The sequence below is a fragment of the Streptomyces sp. NPDC025638 genome (genome assembly GCF_055558775.1).
This window is the reverse complement of sequence record NZ_JBVHLX010000006.1, coordinates 262,823-278,994: the sequence shown is the minus strand read 5'-3', so window position 1 is coordinate 278,994 and position 16,172 is coordinate 262,823. Positions and strand designations below refer to the sequence as shown.

Sequence of the window (16,172 nt, the reverse complement as noted above, 5' to 3'; positions counted from 1 at the left end):
CTCAGACCGCGCCGAGGGTGCGGGTGAACCCGGGCGGGATCACCAGGTCGTCGGGGGTCAGTTCGTGGACGGACGAGCATCCGAGGCCGAGCAGGGCGGAGTCGATGCCGCGGCTGAGGATGTCGAGGACGTTCTCCACGCCGCTCTGGCCGCCCGCCGCCAGGCCCCACAGGTAGGCGCGGCCGATCAGCACGGCCCTGGCGCCCAGTGCCAGCGCCTTGACCACGTCGCTGCCGCGCCGGACACCGCCGTCCAGCAGCAGTTCGACCTGGTGGCCGACCGCGTCCGCGACGGCGGGCAGGGCGCGGATCGGTGCCGGGGTGGCGTCGAGGTTGTTGCCGCCGTGGTTGGACACGGAGATCGCGGTGACGCCCGCGTCGACGGCGCGCAGGGCGTCGTCCACCCGGCAGACACCCTTGAGCAGGAACGGCCCGTCCCACTGCTCGCGCAGCCAGCGCACGTCGTCCCAGGAGGGCGGCGGGGTCTGCAGCCACGCGCCGTAGGCGCCGAAGAACGTGGGCGCGTCCTGACCTGACTCGGCGAGGTTGGGGGTCGTCAGGTCCGGCAGACTGCGGGACTTCACGAAGTCCCACAGCCAGCGCGGACGGGCCAGCGTCTCCGGTGCGAACTGCGCCATGGCCTTCAGGTTCAGCCGCTCGGGGATCTTCGGGCTGCCCCAGTCGCGGCCGTAGGAGAAGGACCAGTCGAGGGTGGCGATGAGCCCCTTGGCACCCGCCTCGCGGGCGTACTCGATCCGCCGCGCCATCTCGTCCTTGGAGCCCATCCAGTACATCTGGAAGAACGTCTGCGGATTGGCCGCCACGACGTCGGGCAGCGGCTTGCTGGCGAAGGAGCTGAGCCCGATCGCGGTGCCGCGCGCCGCCGCGGCGCGGGCGACGGCCACCTCTCCGTCCGGGTGTACGGCCTGCACACCGGTCGGGGAGATGATCACCGGAAGGGCGATCTGCTGTCCCATGACGGTCGTCGCCAGATCGCGCTTGGCCGACAGTCCGGCCACGTGCGGGGCGAAGCCCAGCTGGGCGAAGGCGGTGGTGTTGTCGTCGTAGGAGACGCCCTTCTCGGAGCCGGCGAGCAGTGCGCTGTAGACGGACTTCGGCAGCCGCTTCCTCGCCAGCCGCTGGGCCTCGGCGACCGTCTCGATCCACTTGCTCATGACGTTCCCTTCGTGTGATGTACGGCGTCGGCGCCGGCCAGCGGGCTCTCGTCGCAGAAGCGGTCCGGCCGCCGGGTCCGGACGGCGGGCATGCCCAGGGGCACGGTGCGGTGGGAGTGGTCGTTGCCCTGGAGCGGAAGCGCGGTGCGGTCGTTGGCCGTGAGGGCCGTGGCGCCGTGGCCCATGACGCACTCCGGGTCCGGGCCGTCCAGCGGCAGGCCCGTGAAGAACTTCGCGGCCATGCAGCCGCCCTGGCAGGCGTCGTACGCCGGACAGACCGAGCAGGCGCCGCCGGAGGCCGGCCGGCGCAGGTCGGCGAAGAGCGCGGAGTCGCGCCACACCCGCTCGAAGCCGCCCGGCGCACGCACGTTGCCCGCCTTGAAGGCGTCGTGGATGGCGAACGGGCAGGCGTACACATCACCCACCGGGTCGATCAGGCAGACCACGCGCCCGGCACCGCACAGGTTCAGCCCGGGCAGGGGCTGCGAGCCGAGCGCGTTGAGGTGGAAGAAGGAGTCACCGGTGAGCACCTTCTCGCCGTGGCCGACCAGCCAGGCGTACAGCTCGCGCTGCTGCTCCGCGGTGGGGTGCAGCTCGTCCCAGACCTCGGCGCCCCGCCCCGACGGCCGCAGCCGGGTGATGCGCAGCTGGGCGCCGTACCGGTCGGCCAGGGACGCGAAGTCGTCCAGCTGCGGGATGTTCTGACGGGTCATCACCACAGAGATCTTGAAGTCCCGGAAGCCGGCCGCGGCGAGGTTCTCCATCGCCCGCACGGCCATGTCGTACGAACCCCGGCCGCGCACCGCGTCGTTGATCTCGCGGGTGGCGCCGTCGAGGGAGATCTGGACGTCGACATAGTCGGTGGCCGCGAGGCGGCGGGCCCGGTCCGGGGTCAGCCGCAGCCCGTTGGTGGAGAACTTCACCCCCACCTGGTGCGCGATCGCGTAGTCCAGCAGCTCCCAGAAGTCGGGGCGGACGGTCGGCTCGCCGCCGCCGACGTTGACGTAGAAGACCTGCATGCGCCGGAGCTCGTCGATCACGGACTTGATCTCGTCCGTGGACAGCTCCGCCGGGTCGCGCCGTCCGGAGGAGGACAGGCAGTGCACACAGGAGAGGTTGCACGCGTACGTCCACTCCCAGGTCAGGCAGATGGGGGCGTGCAGCCCGCCCTTGAACTGCTCGACGAGGGCGGGGACCGGGGCGGACGATTCTCGGGTGACGGTCACGGCTGCGGCTCCGCTTCGGTGGGGATGATCATGTCGGCGGCGGCCAGCGAGGCCAGCGCGCGCCGGAAGGCGTCCCGGCGCCGCTCGGGCACACCGGCGAGCGCCTCCCGGACGCTGGTGTGACGGCCCAGCCCCCGTACCAGCTCGACCAGTTCGGGCGCCTTCAGGAACGACAGCCGACGGTTGCCGAAGTGGTAGGCGAGCGCCCCGAACGACTCGGGGCGCAGCGCGACGCAGGGGTTCAGCCGGTAGGGCCGGTCCGCGTCGAAGGGGGACGGCATGACGGCCGGCCGGCTCAGTAGACGCCGCACATGCCGTCGATGGAGACCTCCTCGACGAGGATCTCCTCGACCACGTCGTCCACGGCCGTCTCCTGCTCGGCGCGGATCTGGTCCTCGTCCATGGCTAACCTCCTGAAGCAAAAGGGGAGTCGGGAATGTGCGCCGGTGCCGTCACGCGGTGACCGGCCGTATCCGACGCTAGGCCGGTCCTCTTCGCGTCTCGCCCTGCTTTCGGCCGCCCTCACCCTGTCCGGTCGGACAGGTGGGCCCGCTGCGCCGCAGGTCAGCGGTGCTCACCCCGTCCGATCGGACGGGGCACATCCCCTCCGTCCGCGCCCGCCTGCCGTCCGAGCGGCCGGTGTCGCACCGCCGCGCGGTCCCGGAGGGTGATGCACGCCGCATTCGTTCGGCACGTCCGTGCTCCACCCGGACCTCTGCCCGCCGGCGGGCCCTGGGAGCAGTCGACGCAGCACGCGCGGCCCCACCGCGCGGAGAGGACAGTCGCGATCATGAAGGTCGAAGAACTTCTCAAGCCGTTCCCGATCAAGGAATTCCATCCCTTCCCGCGGGCGTTGATGGGCCCGGGAGCCCATGAGCTGATCGGCCCGGAGGCCAAGAAGCTCGGATTCAGGCGCACGCTGGTGATGACCACGGGGCTGCGCGGCAGCGACACCGTGCACAAGATCGTCGAGTCGCTGAAGTACCACGGCCTGGAGGTCGTGGTGTACGACAAGGTCGAGTCGAACCCCAAGGACTACAACGTCATGGACGCCGTGGCGCTGTACCAGGAGAACAAGTGCGACTCGTTCGTGTCGATCGGCGGCGGCTCGTCGCACGACGCGTGCAAGGGAGCCCGCATCTCCGTCGCCCACGACGGCCGCAACGTCAACGACTTCGAGGGCTTCAACAAGTCCGAGAACCCGAAGAACCCGCCGCACATCGCGGTCTCGACGACGGCCGGCACGGGCTCGGAGACCTCCTGGGCGTACGTCATCACCGACACCACCACCGATCCGGACAACCCGCACAAGTACGTCGCCTTCGACGACGCCTCGGTCGCCTCGCTCGCCATCGACGACCCGACCCTGTACTACGACTGCCCGCTCGACTACACCGCGCAGTGCGGCTTCGACGTCCTCGCGCACGCCTCCGAGCCGTACGTCTCCCGGCTCAACTTCCCGCCCTCGCTGGGCAACGCGCTGCACGCCATCCGGCTCACGGCCCGTCATCTGCGGCAGGCGGTGTGGAACGGCACGGACCTGGCCGGGCGCGAGGGCATGATGTACGCGCAGTACATCGCGGCGCAGGCGTTCAACTCCGGCGGACTGGGCATCATCCACTCCATCTCGCACGCGGTCAGCGCGTGCTACGACACCCACCACGGGCTGAACAACGCCATCGCGCTGCCCCGCGTGTGGGCGTTCAACATGCCGGCGCAGTACGAGCGGTTCGCGGACATCGCCGAGGCGATGGGTGTGGACACGCACGGCATGACCAAGGTCCAGGCCGCCGACGCCGCGCTCGCCGCGGGCATCCGGCTGCTGCGCGACGTCGGCATCCCGGAGAAGTTCACGGACGTCCAGCAGGACACGTACTCCAAGAACCGGCTGGGCCAGGGCCCGACCAAGTACTACGAGCAGGCCAAGGTGATCAAGGGCGACGCCGCCGACGTCGACCGCATCACGAACCACGTCCTCGGCGACGCCTGCACCCCGGGCAACGCCAAGGAGTGCACGTTCGACACCGTCCGGCCGGTCGTCGACCACTGCATGAACGGCGACCTGGACGACCTGCTCGGCTGAAGAACCGCTTCCACCGAGCCCTTCCGGACCGGGGCGGGGTACGGACCACCCTCGCCGTCCCCCGCCCCGTCGCCCCTCCCCGGCCGAACAGCACCTCATGGAGGACCCGTGCCCGCAACCCCCGCCCGCCCCGCCGAGTTCGCCTCGGTCGAGGACATCACCGAACGCTTTGCCGCCCACGGCTACATCGCCGACCGCCGGCTCGCCACGACCGTGTTCCTGCTGACCAGACTCGACAAGCCGGTACTCCTGGAGGGCCCGGCCGGCGTCGGCAAGACCGAGCTGGCCAAGGCGCTGGCCGCCGCCACCGGCCGCCGGCTGCTGCGTCTGCAGTGCTACGAGGGCCAGGACGAGAGCCGCGCCCTGTACGAGTGGGACTACGGCAAGCAGCTGCTGTACACCCAGATGCTCCGGGACAAGATCGGCGACCTGACCGCCGACGCGCCCGATCTGGCCTCGGCCGTCCGGCGGATCGAGGAACAGGACAGCGTGTTCTTCTCCGACCGGTTCCTCGCCCCGCGCCCCCTGCTGGAGGCGGTCCGCGGCGAGGAGCCGGCGGTGCTGCTGATCGACGAGGTCGACCGGGCCGACGAGGCGCTGGAGGCCGTACTCCTGGAGTGCCTGGCCGAGTACCAGGTGTCGGTCCCCGAGATCGGCACGTACACCGCGAAGGTCCCGCCGTACGTCGTCCTGACCTCGAACAACACCCGTGATCTGTCGGCCGCGCTCAAGCGCCGCTGTCTGCACCTCTTCCTCGACCACCCGGACGCCGAGCGAGAGCTGGAGATCCTGCGCGCCAAGGACACCGGGCTGTCCGAGGCCACCGCCCGTCATCTGGTCGAGGTGGTACGGGGCCTGCGCGAGCTGCGGCTGCGCAAGAACCCCAGCATCTCCGAGACGGTCGACTGGGCCCGCACCCTCGCCGTGCTGGGCGTCGAGGAGCTGGATCCCGAGGTGCTCGCCGACACCGCCAACGTGGTCCTCAAGTACGAACGCGACCTCGGCCGCGCCCTGGACGTCCTGCCCCGCCTCGTCGACCCCAACCGCACCCTGCCCGAGCCGGGCCACCACCACGACGGGCACGGCCACCACCATCACAACGGACACCACCACGACCACGATCACGATCACGATCACGATCACGAGGTGGACGGGCGGGCTATCCGTGCGGCCATGGACCAGCAGGGCCGCCACGACGACGGCTACTACGGCGCACCCGGCCCCGGCCCGACGCGCCGCACCGCACCCGGCGCCGGCCAGGGCGCCCGCGCCTTCGCCGCCATCGCCCGCCGCCGCGCGGTCTGACCCGCCACGACAGGACCAACAGGACACGGGAGGCCGCAATGGAAGCCGGAGTGCACCGATTCGTCCGCGTTCTACGGCTGTTCGGGCTGCGCGTGTCCGTGTCGGAGGCCATGGACGCCATGCGCGCCGCCGCCCAGCCGGGCGTGCTGGGCGGGCGCGGGACACTGCGCGAGGCCCTGCGCCTGACGCTGGTGAAGGACCGCCGCGACGACGAGCTGTTCGACGAGCTGTTCGCCGCGTTCTTCTCGCTCCGCCCGGTCCACCAGGACTCCGGCGGGCACGGTCACAGCCATGAACACGACGACCTGACCGACTCCGGCGAACTGGAGTCGTACACCGTCTCCGACGAGCCGTCCGAGACCCCGCAGCAGGGCCACAGCCACGGCAAGCCGGCCGACATCCGCGACTACTTCGACCAGCAGGACCTGGCCCAGCGGTACAACCTGCACCAGGAGGCCAACAGGCTCGACCTGGCCTCGATGACCGACGAGATCGTGCTGTCCAAGGACGGCGCCGCCGACCGCACGAGCGGCCCCGCCGTCCAGCTGGAGACCGAGCGGCTGCACGGCGCCGGCATCCCCGGGCAGCTCGCGGCGGCGGCCGGACATCCGATCGACACGACACTGACCGTGGCCCAGCAGGACGCCCTGCTCGGCCGGCTCGCCGACGACGCCTCCGACGACCCCGACGACCCCGGAGCCGGCGCGCTTCGACGAGGGCCGGCAGGCGTCATCGACAACCTGCCCGCACTGCTCAAGCGCCACCTGGACCGCCTCGCCGAACTCCAGTCGGTGGCCGTGGAATCGGCGCGGCTCGCCGAACGTGCCCGTGCGGAAACGGTCGACGAGCACGAACGCGCCCAGCTGGAGGAGGCGTTGCGCCGCATCGGCCGCTCCCTGCACGGCGCCCTCACCAGCCGGAAGCGCACCACGCCACGCGGGCGCGTGCATCCGGGCCGCACCATGCGCCGCAACATGCGCTACGACGGAGTGCCGTTCCGCCCGGTCACCGTCACCCGCGCCGAGGACCGCCCCCGCCTGGTGATCCTGACCGATGTCTCCCTGTCCGTGCGGGCCACCGCCCGATTCACCCTGCACCTGGTGCACGGGCTGCAGTCCCTCTTCGGACAGGTCCGCTCCTTCGCCTTCGTGGACGAACCGACCGAGATCACCGAGCTGTTCACCGAGCACCCCCTGGAGCGGGCACTGGGCCTGGTCTTCGACGGCCTCCCGGCCGGCGGCCTGCTCGACGTGGACGCGAACTCCGACTACGGCCGGACGTTCGAGCTGCTGCTCGCCGAGCACGCCCCCGCCCTGAACCGCCGTACCACCCTGCTGGTCCTGGGCGACGGACGCGGCAACGGCAACCCCCCTGGGCTGCCCGCCTTCGAGGAGATCACCCGCAGGGTGCGCGAGACGATCTGGCTGACCCCGGAACCCCGGTTCTCCTGGGGCCTCGGCTCCTGCGACCTGCCTCGCTACGCCGAGTACTGCGACCGCGTCCAGGTGGTCGCCGACCTCGCCGGTCTCGAACGCACCGCCCACCGCATGGCCACGGAGGTGACCGGACGATGAGCGTGCCCAGCCTGCGCAGCGCGATCGCCGCGCGCCGCATCGACCCCTTGGCTCCGTGCCCGTCCGGCGCGTACGCCGACCACCTGGTCCGTGTGATCCGCGACAGCCCTCGCCTCGACGACGCCGCCCCCCGGCCCATCGTCCGTACCGAGCACTTCAGCCTGCGCCGCCGGGGCCGCCGGGTCGAGCTGGGTCACTCGCTGCGCCCCGGGCAACTGGACAACGATCTGGCCGGCCTGCTCGCCGAGGAGCTGTTCGCCCCCGGCTGGCTGTCCGGCAGCGACATCTTCGAGCGGGTCTTCACCGGGGTGGTGCGCTCCTGCGTGGACGAGGCGCTGCCCGCCTGGACCACGTTCTACGACAACACACTGGCCCGCATCCGGGAGTACTGGCGGGCGTCGAATCCAGCCGGTCACTCGTCGATCGCCGGGTTCGCCCCCGTCTACCGCCGCACCCTGGACCTGGTGGCCCCGGGCACGGTACTGGACATGGGCTCCTGCTTCGGCTTCCTGCCCCTGCTGCTCGCCGAGCGGGAGGGGTACGCGGTGATCGCCTCGGATCTCTCCCGCGGCACCATGCGCCTGCTGGCCGCCGTGACGGGGGCACGCGGCCTCGCGCTGGACACCCTGGCCTGCGACGCGGCACAGGTCCCCCGGCCGGACCGCTCGGTGGACACCGTCACGGTCATCCACGTCCTGGAGCACCTCGATCCCGGGCACGGCGACACCGTCGTACGGGAGGCACTGAGGCTGGCCCGGCAACGAGTGGTGGTGGCCGTGCCGTACGAGGACGAACCCACCGCCGCCTACGGGCACGTGCGGTGTTTCGACCCGGCCGGGCTCACCGCCCTGGGCCGCCGCACCGGCCACCGCTTCTCCGTCACCTCGCACCACGGCGGCTGGCTGGTCCTCGACGCGAGCTGACCCCGCTCCCTTTTCCGTTCTCAGATCACGCCCAGTTTGCTTGCCTCGTACACGACTTCGGCCCGGCTTCCGGCCTCCGTCTTCCGCATGATGTTGCGGACGTGGAACTTCACCGTGGTCTCCGAGATGTACAGCTCGGCGCCGATCTCCCGGTTGCTCAGTCCGCGGGCGAGCAGCCGGAGCACCTTGAGCTCGCGGTCGGTGAACTTCGGCCGGTCGGGCTGCACGCGCATCGACCGCACCATCGCCGCGGCGGCATGCGAGTCGAAGGCGCTCTCGTTGCGGGCGACCGCGCGAATGGACCGCAGCAGCTCGGTGGTGTCGACGTCCTTGACGACATAACCGCGCGCACCGTGCTGGATCGCCTGCACCACCAGGGAGTCGTCGAGGAAGGTGGTGAGCACCAGCACCGCCAGATCCGGGTACCGCTGGGTCAGCCGGGCGCACAGGTCCAGGCCCTCGGTGTCGGCTGCCGTGGACAGCTTCAGGTCGAGCAGCACGATCGACGGGCTGGTCCGCTCCACGACGGCGGCGGCCTCGGCGGCCGTGCTCGCCTCGCCCACCACCTCCAGGTCGCTCTCGCGTTCCAGGATCGACCTGAGGCCGTGCCGGACGATCGCGTGGTCGTCGACCAGGACGATCCGCTGGGCCTGCGCGGGCGCCGCGGCCGACTGCTGAGTGGTCATCGCCTGCCTCCTGAACAGTGCTTCACCGGCAGCGGGATGCCGACCCGCAGCAGGACGCCGCCCATGCCCGACCGGCGGATGGACAGCCGGCCGCCGAACTCCTCCGCCCGGGTGACCATGTTCGCCAGGCCGCGGTGCCGGCCGCCCAGATCGGTGGCCCTGGACAGCCGCAGCGCGCGGCGCAGCTGGGCCGGATCGCCACAGCCGTCGTCGGACACCGTCAGCACGACGGCCTCGGGCAGATACCGCAGCCGGACCAGTGCCCGACCCGCCTTGCCATGCGTGGCGGAGTTGAACAGGGCCTCGCCGGCCAGCCGGAGGATCGACTGGTCGGCCTCGGGCGGCAGCGGCACCGGGCTGCCCGTCACCTGTACCCGTACATCGAGGTCCGTGGTCAGGTGCACCGTGGACAGCCGCTCCAGCATCACCGGCAGCGGCCCCGCGGGCTCCTGCGACGTGTGCTGGAGGGCGTAGATCGCGGCCCGCAGCCGCTCCACGGCCTGCCGGTTGAGGTCCTTGGCCCCGGCCAGCCGTTCGGCGATGTCCGCGGCCGGTCCGCCGAGCGCCTCCAGCTCCGCCCGGCACACCTCGACGGTCATGCCCGCGCTGAGCACGTACTGGGAGACGCTGTCGTGCAGTTCGCGCGCGATACGGCGCCGTTCGTCGTCCAGTGCCTGCCGTTGCAGCGCCTCCAGCAGCCGTGCCTGCGTCTCGGCCAGCTCGGCGCTGCGCGCGGCCAGGTCGCGGGCCTGCCGCTCGGCCGCCTCGGACAGTTCCTCGGCCCGGCCGCGCAGGGTGGTCGCCGCGTGGAAGAGGAAGGTGTGGTGCAGCGCCACGGCGGCCTGGTTGGCCAGGACCCGCAGGATCGCCAGGTCGGTGTCGGCGACCTCGACACCGGGGCCGGGCGCCGCCGCGATCCCGCCGACCGGCTCGTCGTCGAGGGTCATCGGCGCGCGCACCCAGTCCCGGCCGCGGTCCGGCGTGCCGGCCTCCCAGGGGTGGCTGCGCAGCAGCGCCAGATGTTCCCGTACCTCGGCGGGCACCCTGCTCTCGTCGTCGATCAGCAGGTCGTCGGCGTACAGCAGGAAGCGCGGCCGGGCCGCGCGCAGCGCTCCGTCCGCCACGGCCAGCAGCAGCCAGCGGGCCTGCAGATGCTCCGCCGCCGTCCGGACGACCGCCTCGACCAGGGCGCGCGGGCCCTCGGCGGTGCGCACCAGGGCTCGGGAGATCCCGTCGAGTGCCTCCACCGTGCGCTCCAGCCGCTCGGCGGAGCGCACGTACGCCGGGTAGTACGACCGCTTGCCGGACCGCAGCCCGGTGAGGACGCCCAGGTCGGCGGTCTGGGGGGACCGTTCTGGCACGCTCACCGGGATCGCCTCACAGGGCTTCGCGGAACAGCCGCTCGACGTCCCGCACGTCGACGTCCCGGGGGTTGGTGGCCATGCAGGCGTCCCTCAGCGTGGTGCGGGCCAGCACGGGCACGTCGCGTTCCGTGACCCCCAGGCTCGTCAGGCTCTTCGGGACACCGAGGTCGTCCGCGAGCGCGCGCACCAGATCCGCGAGCCGCTCGGCCACCTCGTGCGGCGGAACGCCGTCGGTCGGCAGGCCGGCCGCCGCGCCGAGCGCGACGAACCGCTCCGGCCACGCCGCGGCGTTGAACCGGATGACATGCGGCAGCAGGACACCGTTGACCACGCCGTGCGGCGCGTCCAGCAGTCCGCCGACCTGGTGGCTCATGGCGTGCGTCGCGCCGAGGATCGCGTTGGTGAAGGCCATGCCCGCCTCCAGGGCGGCCTGGGCCATGGCGAGCCGGGCACCGAAGTTCTTCGGCTGCACCTGGGTCCGTACCAGATTGCCGGTGATCAGCTCCACCGCATGCAGCGCGTGGATGTCGGTCAGCGGGTTGTGGGCCCGGGACACGAACGCCTCGACGGCGTGGGTCAGGGCGTCCAGCCCGGTCGCGGCGTTCAGCCAGTCCGGCATGGTGGTCAGCAGGCGCGGGTCGATCACCGAGATGTCCGGGACCAGCGTGCGGCTGACGATGCTGATCTTGATGTGCTGGGTGGTGTCGGTGACGATGGCGAACTGCGAGACGTCCGCCCCGGTGCCCGACGTGGACGGCACCATCACGGTGGGCGGGATGGGCTGCACGACCTGGTCCACACCCTCGTAGTCGAGAATGTGTCCGCCGTTGCCGGACAGGATCGCCACGCCCTTGGCGGCGTCGATGACCGAGCCGCCGCCCACCCCGACGATCACGTCGCAACCGCTCTCCGCGTACCTCTCGAAGGCGGCCTGGATCTCGTGGTCCTTGGGATTGGGGGTGACGTCGTGCCATACGACGGGACGCAGGCCGACCCGCCTGAGATGGCCGACCGCCTCGTCCGTCCAGCCCGCCTCCAGCAGTCCGGGGTCGGTGACCAGGAACGGGCGACGGCCGCCGAGGCGCAGCGCACAGTGCCCCAGCTCGGTCAGCGAACCGGGCCCGAACACGACCTCGGGCACGTGGAACTTGGTCAGCCGGGCCGACCGGCGCACGGCGTCGCTGCTCGTCTCCTGCGGCCCCAGCAGCTCGCACTGGCACTCGTCGCGGCTCCAGTCCGCGCTCGGATCGCTGCCACCGGTCATCACGGCGCCGGACATGAGCGTCATGCGACCTCCCAGGGGCACGAGGCCCGCAACGCGAACGCAACCTTGATTTTACCGCCCGATTGGCCGATAAAACTTTGTACAGACCGAAGACCAAGCTAGGCATGCCGGTCCGGGTGGGGCACCTGTCCGATCGGACGGGGAAAACGGCCCGACAGGTCAGGTGTGCCGGTGAAGTTCCCGCGGACAATAGCCGAATGTCCCCGTTCGACGGCAGGGGAAATGCAGATGTCACAGCGCAGTGACCTCCGGCGCCGCAAGGCCACGCTGGAGGGCGAGTGGTTCCGTCTGGTGCCGCGGCTGAAGACCACCGGGCCGGCGGCGGGCGGTGGCGCCGACGCGTTGCGCCACGAGGTGACCGAGTCCTGGGCGCGCTCGCTCAGCAGTGTGGACCCCGGCCGGGACAGCGCCCCGGTCACCGAGGGCGGCACGGTGCACCACCGCTGGACCGACTCGCCGCTGCGCCGGCCGGTCGACGACCTCGCCGACGAGCTGCGCAACATCGCCGACGACGCCGGATTCGTCACCGCGGTCACCGACGAGTCCGGGACCATCCTGTGGACCTGCGGCGGCCGGACCATGACCCGCCGGGCCGAGCGCGTCAACTTCGCGCCCGGCGGACGGTGGGACGAGCAGGCCATGGGGACCAACGCCCTCTCCCTCGCCCTGCGCACCGGCCGCCCCAGCTCCGTCTTCTCCGCCGAGCACCTGGTGACGGCACTGCACGGGTGGGTCTGCTACTGCGCCCCCGTCCACGGCCCCGACGGCCGCGTCCTGGGCGTCCTGGACATGTCCACCACCTGGGACCGGTCGAACCCGCTGGCCATGTCCACGGTGCGCTCGCTGGTGTCCGTCATCGAGGCCCGGCTCCGCACCGAGCTGCCCCGCCAGACCCGCGACAACCCCGGCCAGGTGCGTCTGACCTGCCTGGGGACCGACCAGGCCGTCCGCGAGGAGCGGCCCCTCGCGCTGCGCCCCCGGCAGCTGGAGATCCTGACCCTGCTCGCCCTCGAACCGGACGGCTTCTCACCGGAGCGGCTGCGCGAGGCCCTGTACGGCGACCGGGCCGTCACGGCTTCCACGTTCAAGGCGGAGATCTCCCACCTGCGCCGGGCCCTCTCGGGCGGCATCGCCACCCGCCGCTACGCCCTGACCACCCCCGTGTCCTGCGACGCCGTGGACGTGCTGCGAGCCCTGGAGAACGGTGACGCGGAGACCGCCCTGCGGCTGTACCGCGGCCCGCTGCTGCCCCGTTCGGCGGCGCCGGGCATCGAGCAGTGGCGTACGTACCTGGAGGTGGCCGTCCGCGAGGCCGTGCTGGCGAGCACCCGCCCGGAGCACGCCCTGCGCTACGGCGAGCGCGCCCCGTACGACGCGGAGGTGCACGAGCACGCGCTGCGCCTGCTCGACCAGGGCGATGCGCGCCGCGCGGTCGCGGCGGGACGGCTGAGCACGGCGCTGCGCGACTGACATCCACCGCCTCGCTCCCGGCGTCCGGTACGCCAACCTCGCGCCAACCTCCGGGGCTCACAGTGAGCGGCGGCACGGCGGCACGGGCCGTCGTACAGCCCTCACCATCCCCCGAGGAGAGCCGCCATGGTGTACGCGCAGCCAGGAACAGAAGGCAGCATCGTCGACTTCGCCCGCCGCTATGACAACTTCATCGGCGGTGACTGGGTCGCCCCCGTCGAGGGCCGCTACTTCGACAACCTCTCGCCGGTGGACGGCAAGGTCTTCTGCGAGGTCGCCCGCTCCTCCGCCGCCGACGTCGAGCTCGCGCTGGACGCCGCCCACGCCGCCGCCGACCGTTGGGGCCGGACCTCCACCGCCGAGCGGGCGAACCTCCTCAACAGGATCGCAGACCGTATCGAGGAGAGCCTGGAGAAGATCGCCGTCGCCGAGACCTGGGAGAACGGCAAGCCCGTCCGGGAGACCCTGAACGTCGACATCCCGCTCGCCGTCGACCACTTCCGCTACTTCGCGGGCGTGGTCCGCAGCCAGGAAGGCACCGTCGGCGAGATCGACGAGGACACCGTCGCCTACCACTTCCACGAGCCGCTGGGCGTGGTCGGCCAGATCATCCCGTGGAACTTCCCGATCCTGATGGCCGCGTGGAAGCTCGCCCCGGCTCTGGCGGCGGGCAACTGCGTGGTCATCAAGCCCGCCGAGCAGACCCCGGTCAGCCTGCTGAAGGTCATCGAGCTGATCGCCGACCTGCTTCCGCCGGGCGTGCTCAACGTGGTCAACGGCTTCGGCGTCGAGGCCGGCAAGCCGCTCGCCTCCAGCCCGCGCATCGCCAAGATCGCCTTCACCGGCGAGACCACGACCGGCCGGCTGATCATGCAGTACGCGTCCGAGAACATCATCCCGGTCACCCTGGAGCTGGGGGGCAAGAGCCCGAACATCTTCCTGTCCGACGTCATGGCCGCCGACGACGCCTATCTGGACAAGGCCGTCGAGGGCTTCGTGATGTTCGCGGTCAACCAGGGCGAGGTGTGCACCTGTCCCTCCCGGGCCCTGATCGCCTCCTCCATCTACGACGAGTTCATGGCCCGCGTCCTGGAACGCACCAAGGCCATCAAGGGCGGCAGCCCGCTCGACCCCGAGACGATGATCGGCGCGCAGGCCAGCAACGACCAGTTCGAGAAGATCCTCTCCTACATCGACATCGGCAAGCAGGAGGGCGCCGAACTCCTCACCGGCGGCAGGGCCCGCACCGTCGACGGCCTGGAAGGCGGCTACTACATCGAGCCGACCGTCTTCAAGGGCACCAACGACATGCGGATCTTCCAGGAGGAGATCTTCGGCCCGGTCGTCTCGGTCACCACCTTCGACTCCCCCGAAGAGGCCCTCAAGATCGCCAACGACACCCTGTACGGCCTCGGCGCCGGCGTCTGGTCCCGCAACGGCAACCTCGCCTACCGCCTGGGCCGCGAGATCAAGGCCGGCCGTGTGTGGACCAACTGCTACCACGCCTACCCGGCCCACGCGGCCTTCGGCGGCTACAAGGGTTCCGGCATCGGCCGCGAGACCCACAAGATGATGCTCGACCACTACCAGCAGACGAAGAACCTCCTGGTCAGCTACTCGGAGCAGAAGCTCGGCTTCTTCTAGGCCGGGGGTTTCACGATGAGCGAGCGGGCGACGCGAGTCGAACTGACCGTCGCCGCCGAGAACTTGGTACGGCAGCTGATGGCACGTCACGGTCCGCTGATGTTCCACCAGTCCGGCGGCTGCTGCGACGGCAGCGCGCCCATGTGCTACCCGCGCGGCGAGTTCCGGGTCGGCGCCGCGGATGTCCTGCTGGGCCGGGTCGCCGGGGACACCCCGTTCTGGATGAGCGCCGGCCAGTACGCGTACTGGCGGCACACCCGCCTCACCGTCGACGTGGTCCCCGGCCGGGGCAGCGGCTTCTCCCTCGAAGCCCCCGAGGGCGTGCGCTTCCTGCTCCGGTCCCGGGTCCTCACCGACGAGGAGTGGCGGCGCGTCGCGGCCGAACCGCCCCTGCCGACCGGGGCGGACCCGACGGGGTGACCCGGCGGGCCGGCGCGGGCGGTGGTGACAGCGGGGCCGGACACCTGGTGTCCGGCCCCGCGCCCATACCGGCCGAGACGTCCTTCAGCACGGAAACCCGGGACAAAAAGACCCCTCCAACCGCGTTCCCGCTGGTCGGAGGGGTCTGAAGAAGTGGAGCCTAGGGGAGTCGAACCCCTGACATCTGCCATGCAAAGACAGCGCTCTACCAACTGAGCTAAGGCCCCGTGCAAAAAGCAGCCGCCGGATCACTCCGGTGGGCGCCGCAGACCAGAGTACCGGGTCACCCCCGGTATCTCGCAAAAAACTTGGGGGTCCCCGTGGACGACCACTCTCCGTAAGATGCTCGTCGTGGTTCGCTACAGCGAACCACGTTCTGGGGAAGCGATGGGGAGACGCAATGGACGCCGCACAGCAGGAAGCCACCGCAAGAGCGCGGGAGCTGCAGCGGAACTGGTACGGGGAGCCGTTGGGGGCGCTCTTCCGTAAGCTCATCGACGATCTTGGCCTCAACCAGGCTCGTCTCGCGGCGGTGCTGGGACTCTCCGCGCCGATGCTGTCACAGCTGATGAGCGGCCAGCGCGCGAAGATCGGCAATCCCGCGGTGGTCCAGCGGGTGCAGCTGCTGCAGGACCTGGCGGCGCAGGTCGCGGACGGCAGCGTGAGCGCGGCCGAGGCGACGGACCGCATGGACGAGATCAAGAAGTCGCAGGGGGGCTCCGTGCTCAGCAACACCTCGCAGCCGACGACCAGTTCGGGTGCGCCCACGGTCAAGCGGGTGGTGCGGGAGATCCAGTCACTGCTGCGTTCGGTGGCCGCCGCGGGGGACATCATCGAGGCCGCCGACACCCTCGCCCCGACCCACCCGGAACTGGCAGAGTTCCTCCGGGTGTACGGCGCGGGCCGCACCTCCGACGCGGTCGCGCACTACCAGTCCCACCAGAGCTGATCCCACGGCCCGGTCCACCGGAGGGGGTCCGGCGGATCGGGGTCGGGGAACGACTCGGGGCGCGGGGGG

15 protein-coding genes and 1 tRNA gene are annotated in these 16,172 nt (G+C 71.3%); 8 read left to right on the top strand and 8 right to left on the bottom strand.

Going from position 1 to position 16,172, the window contains the following annotated elements; translation table 11 throughout:
- Position 1 precedes the first annotated feature (1 nt).
- The 4 genes from mftD to mftA are packed head-to-tail and all read right to left on the bottom strand — an operon-like array spanning position 2 to position 2,803.
- Positions 2-1,174: a pre-mycofactocin synthase MftD gene (mftD, locus tag ACZ4EG_RS18305; protein WP_467791265.1), complete on the bottom strand. Its 1,173-nt coding sequence runs from the start codon at positions 1,172-1,174 to the stop codon at positions 2-4.
- Positions 1,171-2,400, bottom strand: coding sequence for a mycofactocin radical SAM maturase (mftC, locus tag ACZ4EG_RS18300; protein WP_467791264.1), 1,230 nt, complete (start codon positions 2,398-2,400; stop codon positions 1,171-1,173). The genes mftD and mftC overlap by 4 nt, the downstream gene beginning before the upstream one ends.
- Positions 2,397-2,681: a mycofactocin biosynthesis chaperone MftB gene (mftB, locus tag ACZ4EG_RS18295; protein ID WP_467791263.1), complete on the bottom strand. Its 285-nt coding sequence runs from the start codon at positions 2,679-2,681 to the stop codon at positions 2,397-2,399. The genes mftC and mftB overlap by 4 nt, the downstream gene beginning before the upstream one ends.
- A gap of 14 nt (positions 2,682-2,695) precedes the next feature.
- Positions 2,696-2,803, bottom strand: coding sequence for a mycofactocin precursor MftA (gene mftA, locus ACZ4EG_RS18290; RefSeq protein WP_363296179.1), 108 nt, complete (start codon positions 2,801-2,803; stop codon positions 2,696-2,698).
- A gap of 387 nt (positions 2,804-3,190) precedes the next feature.
- On the opposite strand from mftA, the gene mdo reads away from it, so the two are divergent.
- The 4 genes from mdo to mftM all read left to right on the top strand — a co-directional run bounded on the left by mdo (position 3,191) and on the right by mftM (position 8,285).
- A complete protein-coding gene (mdo, locus tag ACZ4EG_RS18285; protein ID WP_467791262.1) occupies positions 3,191-4,483 on the top strand; it encodes an NDMA-dependent methanol dehydrogenase in 1,293 nt (430 codons plus the stop codon).
- 108 nt (positions 4,484-4,591) lie between these two features.
- On the top strand, positions 4,592-5,788 hold the full coding sequence (locus tag ACZ4EG_RS18280) for an AAA family ATPase (protein ID WP_453546983.1): 1,197 nt from the start codon (positions 4,592-4,594) through the stop codon (positions 5,786-5,788).
- Between the two features lie 38 nt (positions 5,789-5,826).
- Complete coding sequence (locus tag ACZ4EG_RS18275) at positions 5,827-7,362, top strand: VWA domain-containing protein (RefSeq protein ID WP_467791261.1); 1,536 nt, start codon at positions 5,827-5,829, stop codon at positions 7,360-7,362.
- The gene (gene mftM, locus ACZ4EG_RS18270; RefSeq protein ID WP_467791260.1) at positions 7,359-8,285 is read left to right on the top strand and encodes a mycofactocin oligosaccharide methyltransferase MftM; all 927 of its coding nucleotides are present in this window, start codon (positions 7,359-7,361) and stop codon (positions 8,283-8,285) included. Before ACZ4EG_RS18275 ends, mftM begins: the two co-directional genes overlap by 4 nt.
- Before the next feature lie 20 nt (positions 8,286-8,305).
- Here the strand turns inward: mftM and ACZ4EG_RS18265 are convergent, their stop codons facing one another.
- Genes ACZ4EG_RS18265 through ACZ4EG_RS18255 form a run of 3 tightly spaced genes read right to left on the bottom strand, consistent with a single transcriptional unit; the run spans position 8,306 to position 11,623 of the window.
- Positions 8,306-8,971 carry a MadR family response regulator transcription factor gene (locus ACZ4EG_RS18265; RefSeq protein ID WP_453546975.1) on the bottom strand — a complete coding sequence of 222 codons (666 nt, stop codon included), beginning with the start codon at positions 8,969-8,971 and terminating at the stop codon, positions 8,306-8,308.
- A complete protein-coding gene (locus ACZ4EG_RS18260) occupies positions 8,968-10,338 on the bottom strand; it encodes a MadS family sensor histidine kinase (protein WP_467791259.1) in 1,371 nt (456 codons plus the stop codon). Before ACZ4EG_RS18260 ends, ACZ4EG_RS18265 begins: the two co-directional genes overlap by 4 nt.
- Positions 10,339-10,348: 10 nt before the next feature.
- Positions 10,349-11,623 carry an iron-containing alcohol dehydrogenase gene (locus ACZ4EG_RS18255; protein WP_453546971.1) on the bottom strand — a complete coding sequence of 425 codons (1,275 nt, stop codon included), beginning with the start codon at positions 11,621-11,623 and terminating at the stop codon, positions 10,349-10,351.
- Positions 11,624-11,848: 225 nt separating this feature from the next.
- Here ACZ4EG_RS18255 and ACZ4EG_RS18250 point away from each other — a divergent pair, with 225 nt between their 5' ends.
- From ACZ4EG_RS18250 to ACZ4EG_RS18240, 3 genes are all read left to right on the top strand, one after another.
- Entirely contained in the window at positions 11,849-13,090 is a 1,242-nt protein-coding gene (locus ACZ4EG_RS18250; protein WP_467791258.1) for an AfsR/SARP family transcriptional regulator, read from the top strand.
- 126 nt (positions 13,091-13,216) lie between these two features.
- A complete protein-coding gene (gene adh, locus ACZ4EG_RS18245) occupies positions 13,217-14,734 on the top strand; it encodes an aldehyde dehydrogenase (protein WP_390732688.1) in 1,518 nt (505 codons plus the stop codon).
- Positions 14,735-14,749: 15 nt separating this feature from the next.
- The gene (locus ACZ4EG_RS18240) at positions 14,750-15,154 is read left to right on the top strand and encodes a DUF779 domain-containing protein (RefSeq protein ID WP_467791257.1); all 405 of its coding nucleotides are present in this window, start codon (positions 14,750-14,752) and stop codon (positions 15,152-15,154) included.
- A 154-nt stretch (positions 15,155-15,308) separates the two neighbouring features.
- Here ACZ4EG_RS18240 and ACZ4EG_RS18235 read toward each other — a convergent pair.
- Positions 15,309-15,381: transfer RNA gene (locus tag ACZ4EG_RS18235), tRNA-Ala, on the bottom strand.
- 173 nt (positions 15,382-15,554) lie between these two features.
- Between ACZ4EG_RS18235 and ACZ4EG_RS18230 the strand changes: the two genes are divergently transcribed.
- On the top strand, positions 15,555-16,103 hold the full coding sequence (locus ACZ4EG_RS18230; protein ID WP_263210626.1) for a helix-turn-helix domain-containing protein: 549 nt from the start codon (positions 15,555-15,557) through the stop codon (positions 16,101-16,103).
- Positions 16,104-16,172 lie beyond the last annotated feature (69 nt).